Source organism: Kutzneria sp. NPDC052558, assembly GCF_044547355.1.
Classification (GTDB): domain Bacteria; phylum Actinomycetota; class Actinomycetes; order Mycobacteriales; family Pseudonocardiaceae; genus Kutzneria.
Genome location: NZ_JBIUAG010000015.1, coordinates 79,225 through 92,255 on the forward strand (window position 1 = coordinate 79,225; position 13,031 = coordinate 92,255).

Here is a 13,031-nt window from a genome sequence, read left to right on the forward strand (position 1 = left end):
GCTATTCGGTCGGCTCAGGCGCTGAGCACCGGCGCGTTCACCGGCTGGAGCGCGATCTCCAGCACCTCGCGGACATCGGCAACCAGGTGCACCTCCAGCTGCTCCCGGACCGCGGCCGGCACGTCGTCCAGGTCCGGCTCGTTCCGCTTGGGCAGCAACACGGTCGTGAGGCCGGCCCGGTGCGCCGCCAGCAGCTTCTGCTTGACGCCGCCGATGGGCAGGACCCGTCCGGTCAGCGACACCTCGCCGGTCATGGCCACGTCCGAGCGGACGGGACGGCCGGACAGCAGCGACGCCAGGGCCGTGGTCATCGTGACACCGGCGCTGGGGCCGTCCTTCGGCACCGCGCCGGCCGGCACGTGGACGTGCACGCCGCGGTCCTTCAGGTCACCGACCGGCAGCTCCAGCTCGGCCCCGTGCGAACGGAGGTAGCTCAGCGCGATGTGCGCCGACTCCTTCATCACGTCGCCCAGCTGCCCGGTCAGCGACACCCCGGTCGAGCCCGTCTCCGGGTCGGCCAGCGAGGCCTCGACGAACAGCACGTCGCCGCCGACGCCGGTGACCGCCAGGCCGGTGGCCACACCCGGCACCGAGGTGCGCTCGGCCGACTCCGGGGTGTGCCGCGGCCGGCCGAGGAAGTCCGGCAGGTTGTCCGCGCCCACAGTCAGCGGGAGCTTCTCCTCGTCCACGGCCGCCTTGCGCAGCACACGGGCGATCGACCGCTCCAGGTCGCGGACCCCGGCCTCCCGGGTGTACTCCGCGGCCAGCCGACGCAGCGCGTCCTCCTTGACGGTGACGTCCTCGGTGGTTAGACCGGCGCGCTCCAGCTGGCGGGCCAGCAGGTGGTCACGGGCGATGACAACCTTCTCGTCCTCGGTGTAGCCGTCCAGCCGGACCAGCTCCATGCGGTCCAGCAGCGGGCCGGGGATGGACTCCAGCACGTTGGCCGTGGCCAGGAACACCACGTCCGACAGGTCCAGCTCGACCTCCAGGTAGTGGTCCCGGAAGGTGTGGTTCTGGGCCGGGTCGAGCACCTCAAGCAGGGCCGCCGTCGGGTCGCCGCGGTAGTCGGAGCCGACCTTGTCGACCTCGTCCAGCAGCACGACCGGGTTCATCGAGCCGGCCTCCTTGATGGCCCGCACGATGCGGCCGGGCAGCGCGCCCACGTAGGTGCGCCGGTGGCCGCGGATCTCGGCCTCGTCCCGCACGCCGCCCAGGGCGACCCGGACGAACTTGCGGCCCATGGCCCGCGCCACCGACTCGCCCAGCGAGGTCTTGCCGACGCCGGGCGGGCCCACGAGCGCGAGCACGGCGCCGCTGCGCCGGCCGCCGACGACCCCGAGGCCCTTGTCCTCCCGGCGCCGCCGCACCGCGAGGTGCTCGATGATCCGTTCCTTCACGTCGTCCAGGCCCGAGTGGTCGGCGTCCAGCACCGCCCGCGCGCCCTTGATGTCGTACGCGTCCTCGGTGCGGGTGTTCCACGGGATGTCCAGGACCGTGTCCAGCCAGGTGCGGATCCAGCTGACCTCGGGGGACTGCTCGGAGGTGCGCTCCAGCTTGTCCACCTCGGCCATCGCGGCCTCGTGCACCTTCTCCGGCAGCGTGGCCGCCTCGACCCGGGCCCGGTAGTCCTGCTCCTCGGACGCCGGCTTGCCGTCCAGCTCGGCCAGTTCCTTGCGGATGGCCGCCAGCTGCTGGCGCAGCAGGAACTCCCGCTGCTGCTTCTCCATGCCCTCCTTGACGTCCTTGCGGATCGTCTCGGCCACGTCCAGCTCGGCCATGTGCTCACGGCCCCAGGCCAGCAGCTTCTCCAGCCGCTCGCGGACGTCGACGGTCTCCAGCAGCCAGATCTTCTGCTCGTCGGTGATGTAGGAGGCGTAGCCGGCCAGGTCGGCCAGCGCCGAGGGGTCGTCGACGCCCTGCACCGAGTCGACCACCTGCCACGCGCCCCGCTGCTGGAGGATGGAGGTGACCAGGGTGCGGTACTCCTTGGCCAGCTCACGGGTGGCGTCGTCGACCGCAGGCTCGTCCTGGATCTCGGCCTCCACCCACAGCGCCGCCCCGGGGCCGGTCGTGCCGGTGCCGATCCGCACGCGGTCGGTGCCGCGGACCACGGCGGCGCGCTCGCCGCCGGGCAGCCGGCCGATCTGGGTGATCACTGCCAGGGTGCCCACCTTCGCGTACTTGCCCTCCAACCGGGGCACCAGCAGCACCTTCGAGCCGGTGTCGCCGGCCTGCGCGGCCTCGACGGCGGCGCGGATCTCCGCGTCGGCGAGCTTGACCGGCACCACCATGCCGGGCAGCACGACCACGTCGTCCAGCGGGAGCACCGGGAGTGCCAGTGTTTCGCTCACGTCTTCCTCCAAGGTTGAGTCGTACTGGCTCAACCAACTGGAGCTCGGATGTGTTCCCGAAGTTGCGTTCGCTGATGGCGATCAGCATTTGTGACGCTGCGTGACCGCCAACCGCGCCCATCGGGACTGGACCAACGGGTGCAACGCGCGGTGATCCGACAAAATGCCTGCGTGTTCGTGACCCGTGCGCGGTGGACACCGACCGGGGCCACCTCCACCATTAACACGATCGGGTGAATCTAGGGGAAGGGGTCGCGCCGATGCACCGTCCTCGGTGGATACCGGCCGACGTCGACCTGGACCGCCCCAACCCGGCCCGGATCCTCGACTACTTCCTGGGCGGGGCCCACAACTTCGCGGTCGACCGGCGGGCGGCCAAGCAGGCCGTGCAGGCCATGCCCGAGGTGGCCAACGGCATGCGGGCCAGCCGGTCCTTCCTGCGGCGGGCGGTCACCGCGCTGGTCGAGGCCGGCGTCGACCAGTTCCTCGACCTCGGCTCCGGCATTCCGACCGTGGGCAACGTGCACGAGATCGCCCACCGCCTCGCCCCCGACGCGCGGGTGGTCTACGTGGACAACGAGCCCATCGCGGTGGCCCACAGTCGGACCATTCTCGGCGCCAACCCGCTGGTCGCCTCGGTGCGGGCCGACCTGCGCCACCCCGATTCGGTGCTGAACCTGCCCGCGGTCCGCGACATGATCGACTTCTCCCGGCCGGTGGGGCTGATCGCCATCGCCGTGCTGCACTACCTGCCCGACGACGACGATCCCCAGGGTCTGGTCGAGGCGTACCGCACCGCGCTGGCCCCCGGCAGCTTCCTGGCCCTGTCCCACGCCACCGTCGATTTCGTGCCCGAGGACCAGCTCCCGGGGGTGAGCCGGGTCGAGGGCATCTACCGGCAGATCAGCGCCCAGCTGCACCCCCGGCCGTACGGCGAGGTCGCCAAGTTCTTCACCGGCCTGGACCTGGTGCCGCCGGGCGTGGTGCCGGTGCGGCAGTGGCGCTCGGAGTGGAGCGAGCAGAACGAGGGCAAGGTCCACCTCTCCTACGGCGGCGTCGGCCACAAGCCCTGTCTCTGACTCTGACTCTGACGCTTGGAAGGGGGCTTTCCTCCACTCCGAGTGAAGGAAAGCCCCCTTCCAAGCGCGAAGATGCTCTCGCTGGGGCTGGGTGGGGGCGGGGGGTGGCTAGGCTGGGTCGGACCAGACGGCGGTGGGAGCGAGGAACCCGGTGGGAGTCCGGGGCGGTCGCGCCACTGTGAAAGCCAGACACTCCACCACCGGCCGTGATGTCTCTACCCGGGGCGCGGGACCCCGAGGAGGGTACGGCTGATGACTTCGCGCGTCCTGCTGCTTTCGACGGCAGACACGGACCTGTTGGCGGCGAGGGCCAGCGGGGCCGACTACACGGTCGGCAACCCGGCCCGGCTGGAGGTCGAGGAGCTGCCGGGGCTGCTTGCCGAGGCGGACCTGGTGGTGGTGCGGCTGCTGGGCGGCAAGCGGGCCTGGGAGGAGGGCCTGGACGCGGTCCTGGCCGGCGGCAAGCCGGTGGTGTGCCTGGGCGGGGAGGCGACGCCGGACGCGGAGCTGATGGCGGCCTCGACGGTGCCGGCGGGGGTGGCCACGCAAGCGCTTGCCTACCTGGTGGAGGGCGGCCCGGCCAACCTGGGCCAGCTGGCCAACTTCCTGTCGGACACGGTGTTGCTGACCGGCGAGGGCTTCGAGCCGCCGGCGCGGACCCCGGTGTTCGGCGTGCACGGGAAGCGGCGGCGCCAGGAGGGCAAGCCGACGGTGGGCATCGTGTTCTACCGGGCGCACGCGCTGGCCGGGAACACGGCGTTCGTGGACACACTGGCCGACGCGGTGGAGGCGGCGGGGGCCAACGTGCTGCCGGTGTTCTGCGGCTCCCTGCGCGGCCTGGCCGGCGACGAGTCGGATGGCCTGCTGGAGACGTTGGGCCGCTGCGACGCGGTGGTGGCGACGGTGCTGGCGGCCGGCGGGGCGGTGGCGGCGGACGCCAGCGCGGGCGGCGATGAAGACGCCTGGGACGCGGGGGCGTTGGCGCAGCTGGACATCCCGGTCCTACAAGGACTCTGCCTCACGTCGTCCCGGGCGACCTGGCGGGACTCGGACGCGGCGCTGACGCCGATGGACGCGGCGATGCAGGTTGCGATCCCGGAGTTCGACGGCCGGCTGATCGGGGTTCCCTTCTCCTTCAAGGAGAACGGCCCGGACGGCATCCCGGTGTACGTGGCCGACGCGGAGCGGGCCGCCCGCGTGGCCGGCACGGCGGTGGGGCTGGCGCGGCTGCGGCACCTGGAGAACAAGGACAAGAAGGTCGCGATCGTGCTGTCGTCGTACCCGACGAAGCACGCCCGGGTCGGCAACGCGGTCGGCCTGGACACGCCGGCCTCGGCGGTGATCCTGCTGCGGCGCATGGCCGAGCAGGGCTACGACCTCGGCGGCCTCGATGTGTCCACACTGGACGGCGACACGCTGATCCACCGGCTGATCGCCGCCGGCGGGCACGACGTGGACTGGCTGACCGAGGAGCAGATGTCCGGCGCGGCCATCAAGGTCCCGGCCGCCACCTACCGGACCTGGTTCGACGCGCTGCCACAGTCCTTCAAGGACGGTGTCGCCGAGCACTGGGGCGCGGCCCCCGGCCAGCTCTACGTGACCGACGACGAGATCTACGTGGCCTCGCTGCGCTTCGGCAACGTGATGCTGATGATCCAGCCGCCGCGCGGCTTCGGCGAGAACCCGGTGGCCATCTACCACGACCCGAACCTGCCGCCCTCGCACCAGTACCTGGCCGCCTACCGCTGGCTGGAGCACGAGTTCGGCGCGCACGCGGTGCTGCACCTTGGCAAGCACGGCACGCTGGAGTGGTTGCCGGGCAAGGGATTGGGCCTGGCCGACGACTGCGCGCCGGACGCGGTGCTCGGTAGCCTGCCGATGATCTACCCGTTCATCGTCAACGATCCGGGCGAGGGCACGCAGGCCAAGCGCCGCGCGCACGCCACGGTGGTCGACCACATGATCCCGCCGATGGCCCGCGCCGACACCTACGGCGACATGGCCAAGCTGGAGCAGCTGCTCGACGAGTACGCCACCGTGCAGGCCCTGGACCCGTCCAAGCTCGCCACCGTGCGCGGCCAGATCTGGGAACTGGTCACCAGCGCCAAGCTGCACCACGACCTGCACCAGGCCGAGGTCCCCGGCGAGGACGACTTCGACGACTTCGTCATGCACATCGACGGCTACCTGTGCGAGATCAAGGACGTGCAGATCCGGGACGGCCTGCATGTCCTCGGCCGCGCCCCGGAGGGCGAGGAGCTGGTCAACGACGTGCTGGCGGTGCTGCGGGCCCGCCAGGTGTTCGGCGGCAAGGTCGGCGCGATCACCGGACTGCGGGCGGCGCTGGCCGTCCACTTCGGACTGGACGAGGAGGCGCTGCTGGCCGACCCCGGCGCCCGCGTCGATGCCGGCCGACTGTCCGAACTGGTCGAGGGTCCAGCCCAGACCGGCGCGGACGTGGTGGACCTGCTGGAGGAGCTGGCCCGCCGGCTGGTGACGGGCGTGCACGACAACGGCTGGGCCACCGACGGGATCGTGGAAACCGTGCTGGGGCAACGGGTCGAGAGCGTGGAGCAGGTGCTCGGCTTCGCCCGGGACGAGGTGGCGCCGCGGCTGGCCCGGACCACCGACGAGATCCGCAACGTGCTGCGGGCGCTGGACGGCCGGTTCATCGAGCCGGGGCCGTCCGGTTCGCCGACCCGGGGCCTGGTGTCGGTGCTGCCCACCGGCCGCAACTTCTATTCCGTGGACCCCAAGGCGATTCCGTCCCGCAACGCCTTCGACGTGGGCTCGGCGCTGGCCGACTCCCTGCTGGCCCGGCATCACGAGGACACCGGCGAGTGGCCGCGCAGCGTGGGCCTGACGGTGTGGGGCACCTCGGCGATGCGGACCCAGGGCGACGACATCGCGGAACTGCTGTGGCTGCTGGGAACCCGGCCGGTGTGGGACGACGCGTCCCGCCGGGTCACCGGCTTCGAGATCGTTCCCGTTCCGGAACTGGGGCGTCCCCGGATCGACGTGGTGGTCAGGATTTCCGGCTTCTTCCGGGACGCCTTCCCGCACGTGGTCGCGGTGCTGGACGACGCGATCGCCGCGGTGGCCCGGCTGGACGAGTCCGACGAGGACAACTACGTGGCCGCCCACTTCCGCCGGGACCTGGCCGAACACGGCGACCAGCGCCGGGCGACCACCCGGATCTTCGGCTCCAAGCCGGGCGCGTACGGCGCCGGCCTGCTGCCGCTGATCGACTCCCGGAACTGGCGCGACGACGCCGACCTGGCCGAGGTCTACGCCACCTGGGGCGGCTACGCCTACGGCCGCGGCCTGGACGGCGCGCAGGCCCGCGACGACATGGAGACGGCCTACCGCCGGATCCAGGTGGCGGCCAAGAACGTGGACACCCGCGAGCACGACATCGCCGACTCGGACGACTATTTCCAGTACCACGGCGGCATGGTCGCGATGGTGCGCTCGCTCACCGGCGACAACCCGGCGGCCTACGTGGGCGACTCGGCGGTGCCGCACGCGGTGCGCACCCGCACGCTCGGCGAGGAGACCAAGCGGGTGTTCCGAGCCCGCGTTGTCAACCCCCGTTGGATATCGGCCATGCGTCGACATGGTTACAAGGGCGCCTTCGAGTTGGCGGCCACTGTGGACTACCTGTTCGGATTCGACGCGACCGCCGGAGTCGTGGACGACTGGATGTACGCGCAACTTGCAGAATCGTACGTTTTTGACAAGGAAGTCCAGGACTTCATGCGCAAGTCGAACCCGTGGGCGCTGCGCGGCGTGACGGAGCGCCTGTTGGAAGCAGCCGATCGGGGACTGTGGGCGCAGCCGGACGAGACCGTTCTCGACCAACTGCGCACGGTCTATCTGGAACTGGAAGGCCAGTTGGAGGAATAACCGGCGCCGTTTGACCCCAGACCGGTGACTTCGCGGGCATTTCGGGTCCGAAGGTCCTTTAATGACAGGAGACGCCGACGCGGGTTCGCCGCCGCCGGGAGGTGGCGGTGAACCCGCGGACGCCGGACGCCGTACCAGATAGCGCTCCGAGTCGTCCGTCGCTGGGGAAGGGGGTGCGCCGTGCGGGTCGAGTTGGTGGTGCTGGCCGTGATCGCCGCGGCCGGCCTCCTGCTGGGCTGGTGGCTGACCTCGCCTCGGTTCATCGGTTTCCTGGTGGCGCGCCGGCTTCGCCGGCTCAAGGCGGTGGCCCGCTCGCTCTCCCCGATGCTGAACGAGGAGACCGACCCGATGGCCAACGTGGTGGTGATCAACCGGGCCGAGTCGACACCGGTTCCGGCGCAGCGCAGCGCCGAGCTGCCGCCGCCCGACCACATCGACACGCTGACCCAGCCCATCGTGAACTGACGCGGAAATCAGTTCAGTAGAGCCAGAATTGACTGGCGGATCAACTCAACTGCATGGCCGCGTTGAGGCAGTCCAGGGCCGAGCTCTGCCGGCTGGCGTCGGCCGCGTCGAACGGTCCACTCCAGAACAGGCCGAGCTGGTTGCCGCGACTGCGTGACTTCCACACGGCCAACGCGTTGCGCACGGCGAAGGCGGTGTAGCTGCTCGACGGCGCGACTTCGTTGAGCGCCACCAGGTTGCGCACGAAGATGCCCTTGAACTGGGTCTGGTCCACGTCGCAGTGCAACGCCTCGCACGGCTCGTGCAGCACGCCGTTCGCATCCGAAAGCTTGGTCATCGCCGCGTCGGCCAGCGAGCCGGCGGCGGTCAGCAGACTCCGGTCCCCGGTCAGCCGGTACAGGTCGGCCAGCCCGCCCAGCACCACGCCCTGGTTGTAGGTCCACGTGGTGCGGCCGTTGTTCTCGCAGTCCTCGGTCAGCCCGTCGTTGACCAGACCCTGAGCGTTGATCATCCCGGTGTGGCTGAACCAGTCCCACTCCAGCAGCGCCCACTGCTTGTAGTTGGCCGCGGCCGGCCCGGTGGTGCGCAGCGACAGCGCGGCGGCCAGCGACAGGAACAGCTCGTTGGGAATCGCATTCTTGTAATTACGGTCCTTGGACCACCAGATGCCGCCGCCGCAGCGCAGGTCCCAGCCGTGCGCCATGTCGGTGAACAGGGACTCGGCCAGCACCAGGTACTTCTGCTCGCCGGTCTGGTCGTAGGCCTGCACCCAGGTCAGGCCCCACCAGCCCTCGTCGTCGTAGTAGTCGTTGCGGAACCAGCTGCCGATGTTCTGGTTGTAGGTGTTGGCGGCGCGCTCGGGCCCGATGTCGTTGCCCAGCAAGGCCGAGGCCACCAGCTGGGCCCGCAGCGCGTTGGCCGAGTTCCACCAGTTCGTGGTGTTGTACCGGCCGTCGTCCGGGTTGTACCAGTGGTCCAGTGTCGCGGACGCCTCAGTGATCCACTTGACGGCGGGGGCGGGAGCCACCGGCGCCGCCTGGGCGGCGGCCGGCAGCGCCAGCAGGAACGCGCCGATCAGCGCACCGAGACGAGCGAGCATGGGGACCAGCGTGACAGATCAAGATCGGAAGGCTTCGGCGACTCCGAGGAACAGGTCGTTGCCCTCCGGCTCGCCGACCGAGATCCGCACGCCCTCGCCCGGGAACGGCCGCACCATCACGCCCGCGGCCTGCGCCCGGTCGGCGAACTCGGTGGTCCGCTCGCCCAGCCGCAGCCACACGAAGTTGCCCTCCGATGGCGGCACCGGCCAGCCCTGGTCGCGCAGCGCGTCCAGCACCCGCCCGCGCTCCTTGGTGATGTGCTCCACCCGTTCGAACAGCTCGGCCTCGGCGGCCAGCGAGGCGAGCGCCGCCTCCTGCGCGAGCTGGCTGACGCCGAACGGCACGGCCACCTTGCGCAGCGCCGTGGCCACCGGCTCGTGCGCGACGGCGTAGCCGACCCGCAGCCCGGCCAGGCCGTAGGCCTTGGAGAAGGTGCGCAGCACCACCACGTTGGGCCGGTCCCGGTAGATCCCCAGGCCGTCGGGCACCTCGGCGTCCCGCACGAACTCCCGGTAGGCCTCGTCGAGCAGCACCACCACGTCGCCGGGCACCCGGTCCAGGAACGCCTCCAGCTCGGGCCGGCGCAGCGCGGTGCCGGTCGGGTTGTTCGGGTTGCACAGGATCACCAGCCGGGTCCGGTCGGTGATCGCGGCCGCCATGGCGTCCAGGTCGTGCCGCTCGTCCGCGGTCAGCGGCACCTGCACCGAGCGGGCGCCGACCATCTGCGTGATGATCGGGTACGCCTCGAACGACCGCCACGGGTAGACCACCTCGTCGCCGTCGTCGCAGGCGGCCTGCAAAACCTGCTGGATCACGCCCACGCCGCCGGTGCCGGTGGCCACGTGCGACTCGGGCACGCCCAGCCGGGCCGCGATGGCCGGGATGAGCTGCGAGCAGCCCATGTCCGGGTACCGGTTGAAGTCGCCGAGCGCCCGCTCCATCGCCGCCAGCACGCTGGGCAGCGGCTGGTGCGGATTCTCGTTCGAGGAGAGCTTGAACGCCGGCGCCCCGTCCGCGCCGACGGCCGGCTTGCCCGGCTTGTACGTGGGGATGTCCTCCAGCGCGACACGCAGCTTGGGTCCGGTGCTCATGGCCATCACTCTACGATTCGGTCCCGCTGGTGCAGACCCGCCAACCAGCTGTCGATATCGGCGAGCGCGCGCTCCCGCACCGCCGGCGTGGACAGGAACAGGTCGTGCATGCCGCCCTCGATCGCCACCACCGTGACCTGCGGCCCGATCTTGGACGCCCACTTGGCCATGTGCGCGACGTCGAGCACCGTGTCCGCCCGCATCGCCTCCGGGCTCCAGTCCTTGGTCTTGAGCAGGCTGTGCGACGACCGCAGCAGCAGCACCGGCACCCGCACGTCCAGCCCCCGGTGCAGCCGGGCCTGGTTGCGCCGGATCGTGCGCAGCCAGCCGGCCCGCACCGGGAAGCCGGCGGTGGGCTTCCAGTCGGTGTTGAACTCCCACTCGCCGTTGTTGTCCCGGTGCAGGCTCAGGCCGTACGGGCTCTCCAGCCCCTTCTGCACCACGGCGGTCGGGCTGACCCGGCCCAGCAGGTCCACCGCCCAGGTCCCGACGGTGCGCAGGAACCAGTTCTCGGCCAGGTCGACCCACGGGCTGTTGAGCACCAGCGCGTCGAGCACGTTGTCGTCGCGCCGCTCGTGGGCCCACATGATGGCGATCAGGCCGCCGGTGGAGTGGCCCATCACGGTCAGCCGGCGGTGGCCGTGCTCGTCGCGGATGACCCGGGCGGCCGCGTCCATCTCCTCGAAGTGGTAGCCGAGGTCGGTGACGAAGTTGGGCAGCTGTCCCGGTTGCAGCGACCGGCCGTAGGCCCGCAGGTCGACGGCGTAGAAGTCGTAGCCCAGCGCCGCGAAGTGCTCGGCCACGTGCTTCTGGAAGAAGTAGTCGGTGAAGCCGTGCACGTAGAGCACGGCCCCGTTCACCGCCTTGTCGGCTCGGTGCCGGACCAGGTGGGCGACGTTGTCGCCACCCGGTCCCGCACCGGCCGGCAGAGCGCCGAGCGGCAGCGTCACAACCTCGTAGCCCTCACCGAGCACGTCTCGTTCCACGCCGCCAGTATCGCCGACGAGCTGGTCAGACCGGCCGAACGACGAGCGGCAGCTTGGTCACGGCCACCATGTTGAACGGGTTGCGCTCCTCGACCTTCTCCTCGTCCACCTGGATGTCGGAGTAGCGCTCCAGCATGATCTTCAGCGCGATCCGGGCCTCCAGCCGGGCCAGCGGCGCGCCCAGGCAGAAGTGCACGCCCTTGCCGAACGTGGCGTGGTGGTTGGGGTCGCGGTGCAGGTCGAACTTGTCCGGGTTGGCGAACACCCGCTCGTCCCGGTTGGCCGCGGTCAGGAACGGCAGCACGAACTGGTTGGCCGGGATGGTGACGCCGCCGAGCTGGGTCTCCTGCTTGGTGACGCGGGCGACCCGCGGGAACGGCGTGCGCAGCCGCAGCACCTCCTCGATCGCCGCCGGCAGCAGCGACAGGTCGCGGCGGACCTCGGCGACGGCGTCCTGGTTCTCGTGGAAGGTCAGGATGCTGTTGCCCAGGGTGGCGGTGGTGGTGATGTGGCCGGCCAGCAGCAGCAGGCCGACGAAGCCGATGATCTCGGTGTCGTCCAGCCGCTTGCCCTCGTCCTCGACCAGGGTGAGCTTGCTGGTCAGGTCGTCGCCGGGGTTGCGTCGGCGGTCCTTGATGAAGTCGCTGAAGTACTCGTTCATCTCCTTCATCACCGGCGCCACCGAGGCCAGCGCCTCGGCCCGGACCTCGTCCAGCGGCTTGTCCTGCGGGATGTCCCGGTCCAGCAGGGTGTCGGCCCAGCGCCGGAAGATCGGCTGGTCCGAGGTCGGGATGCCGAGCAGGTTGGCGATGACGATCACCGGCAGCGGGTAGGCCAGCGCGTCGACCAGGTCGAACTCGGGGCCGGCGGCGTCGAGCAGCTGCACGGTCAGGTCGTGGATGGCCGGCTCCATGTTGGCCACGAACTTGGGCGTGAAGGCCTGGCTGACCATGCCGCGCAGCTGCCGGTGCCGCGGGTCGTCCATCTGGATGAAGTTGCCCTTCTGGAACAGGGCCAGCTCCTCCTCGACCTTGACCAGCTCGGACAGGTCCGAGCTGAATACCTGCGGCTGCGACAGCACCTCGATGACCTCGGGGTGGCCCAGCACCAGCCAGGTGCCCTGCTTCTCCGAGAAGACGACCTGCCCCTGCTTGCGGAAGCCCTCGATGAAGTCGAGGAAGTCCTGGAGGGTGGGCTTCGCCGTGGTGGTCATGAAATCCCCCTAGCTGATGTTGTGGTCAGTTCTGTGTCGAACCGCCGTGAACGGTGGCCCCGAGCGCGTGGTGGAAGTCCCGCAACAGGGCGAGCATCTTGGGCTTGAGCGCCTCGATCACGGCCCGGTCGGGCGGGCCCGGGGCGTGCAGGGCCGTCCGGACGGTGTGGGCCAGCAGCGCGGCGGTGGCCTCGTCGTCGTGCGGGTCGGTGAACTGCCCCAGCATCGGCCGGGCCAGGTAGAACCCGGTCTGCACGGCGGACAGCAGCAGGCGCTGGCTCTCCAGCGGCACGTCGGTGCGGACCAGCCCGTGCTCCCGCAGGAGCTGGAACATGTCGCCGAACAGGTCGGTCTTGACCCGCCGCAGCGGTGTGATGGCCGGGTCGGTGGCCAGGTCCCCCAGCAGCTCGACGTCGCGGACGAACATCGCCCGCAGCAGCGGCCGCTTCAGCACCCCCACGTAGACCATCTGCGCCTGCTCGGCCGGCAGCATCGTCAGCGGATCCCGCTCCAGCGCCGCCAGCATCTCGGCGGTCATGGCCGCCGACTCCCGCACCAGGACGCTCAGGAACAGCTCGGTGCGGGTGCGGAAGTGCAGGTAGACGGTGCCCTTGCCGATGCCGGCCTGCTTGGCCACGTCCTCGATGGTCACGCGCTTGTAGCCCAGGCGCAGGACCAGCTCGGCGGCGGCGTCCAGGATCCGCTCGCCGCGCTCGACGTCCGGTCCGGGCATGCCCGCCCCCTTTGACTCGTGACCAGATTTCTTATCCGGTCACGAGTCAAAGTAGACCCGGCCGCCCCGGCCGTCAACGCCTTTCGTGTGACACCCCGCCGAGT

Annotated in this window: 9 protein-coding genes and 1 riboswitch; of the genes, 3 read left to right on the forward strand and 6 right to left on the reverse strand. The window is 70.7% G+C overall.

From position 1 onward, the window contains the following. Positions 1 to 14: 14 nt before the first annotated feature. Positions 15 to 2,354, reverse strand: a complete 2,340-nt coding sequence (gene lon, locus ACIG5F_RS26365) for an endopeptidase La (protein ID WP_396521814.1) — start codon at positions 2,352 to 2,354, stop codon at positions 15 to 17. A gap of 260 nt (positions 2,355 to 2,614) precedes the next feature. Between lon and ACIG5F_RS26370 the strand changes: the two genes are divergently transcribed. From ACIG5F_RS26370 to ACIG5F_RS26380, 3 genes are all read left to right on the forward strand, one after another. Beyond that, complete coding sequence (locus ACIG5F_RS26370; protein WP_396521816.1) at positions 2,615 to 3,433, forward strand: SAM-dependent methyltransferase; 819 nt, start codon at positions 2,615 to 2,617, stop codon at positions 3,431 to 3,433. A 143-nt stretch (positions 3,434 to 3,576) separates the two neighbouring features. Continuing rightward, positions 3,577 to 3,721: riboswitch (cobalamin riboswitch) on the forward strand. Further along, positions 3,686 to 7,339 carry a cobaltochelatase subunit CobN gene (cobN, locus tag ACIG5F_RS26375; protein WP_396521818.1) on the forward strand — a complete coding sequence of 1,218 codons (3,654 nt, stop codon included), beginning with the start codon at positions 3,686 to 3,688 and terminating at the stop codon, positions 7,337 to 7,339. (Overlaps the previous riboswitch by 36 nt.) A 180-nt stretch (positions 7,340 to 7,519) precedes the next feature. Then, positions 7,520 to 7,804, forward strand: coding sequence for a hypothetical protein (locus ACIG5F_RS26380; protein WP_396521820.1), 285 nt, complete (start codon positions 7,520 to 7,522; stop codon positions 7,802 to 7,804). Positions 7,805 to 7,844: 40 nt separating this feature from the next. Here the strand turns inward: ACIG5F_RS26380 and ACIG5F_RS26385 are convergent, their stop codons facing one another. The 5 genes from ACIG5F_RS26385 to ACIG5F_RS26405 are packed head-to-tail and all read right to left on the reverse strand — an operon-like array spanning position 7,845 to position 12,927. Further along, entirely contained in the window at positions 7,845 to 8,903 is a 1,059-nt protein-coding gene (locus ACIG5F_RS26385; RefSeq protein ID WP_396521822.1) for a glycoside hydrolase family 76 protein, read from the reverse strand. Between the two features lie 18 nt (positions 8,904 to 8,921). Then, positions 8,922 to 9,995, reverse strand: a complete 1,074-nt coding sequence (gene hisC, locus ACIG5F_RS26390; protein ID WP_396521824.1) for a histidinol-phosphate transaminase — start codon at positions 9,993 to 9,995, stop codon at positions 8,922 to 8,924. 5 nt (positions 9,996 to 10,000) lie between these two features. Continuing rightward, complete coding sequence (locus ACIG5F_RS26395) at positions 10,001 to 10,981, reverse strand: alpha/beta hydrolase (RefSeq protein WP_396521826.1); 981 nt, start codon at positions 10,979 to 10,981, stop codon at positions 10,001 to 10,003. Between the two features lie 25 nt (positions 10,982 to 11,006). Continuing rightward, positions 11,007 to 12,194 carry a cytochrome P450 gene (locus ACIG5F_RS26400; protein WP_396521828.1) on the reverse strand — a complete coding sequence of 396 codons (1,188 nt, stop codon included), beginning with the start codon at positions 12,192 to 12,194 and terminating at the stop codon, positions 11,007 to 11,009. 25 nt (positions 12,195 to 12,219) lie between these two features. Then, the gene (locus tag ACIG5F_RS26405) at positions 12,220 to 12,927 is read right to left on the reverse strand and encodes a TetR/AcrR family transcriptional regulator (protein WP_396521830.1); all 708 of its coding nucleotides are present in this window, start codon (positions 12,925 to 12,927) and stop codon (positions 12,220 to 12,222) included. Between the last annotated feature and the right edge of the window lie 104 nt (positions 12,928 to 13,031).

Excerpts from the sequence above, each read along its gene's own strand:
- ACIG5F_RS26385 (WP_396521822.1), bottom strand. The coding sequence starts at position 8,903 with ATGCTCGCTCGTCTCGGTGCGCTGATCGGCGCGTTCCTGCTGGCGCTG.
- ACIG5F_RS26370 (WP_396521816.1), top strand. The coding sequence starts at position 2,615 with ATGCACCGTCCTCGGTGGATACCGGCCGACGTCGACCTGGACCGCCCC.
- cobN (WP_396521818.1), top strand. The coding sequence starts at position 3,686 with ATGACTTCGCGCGTCCTGCTGCTTTCGACGGCAGACACGGACCTGTTG.
- hisC (WP_396521824.1), bottom strand. The coding sequence starts at position 9,995 with ATGAGCACCGGACCCAAGCTGCGTGTCGCGCTGGAGGACATCCCCACG.
- ACIG5F_RS26405 (WP_396521830.1), bottom strand. The coding sequence starts at position 12,927 with ATGCCCGGACCGGACGTCGAGCGCGGCGAGCGGATCCTGGACGCCGCC.
- ACIG5F_RS26400 (WP_396521828.1), bottom strand. The coding sequence starts at position 12,194 with ATGACCACCACGGCGAAGCCCACCCTCCAGGACTTCCTCGACTTCATC.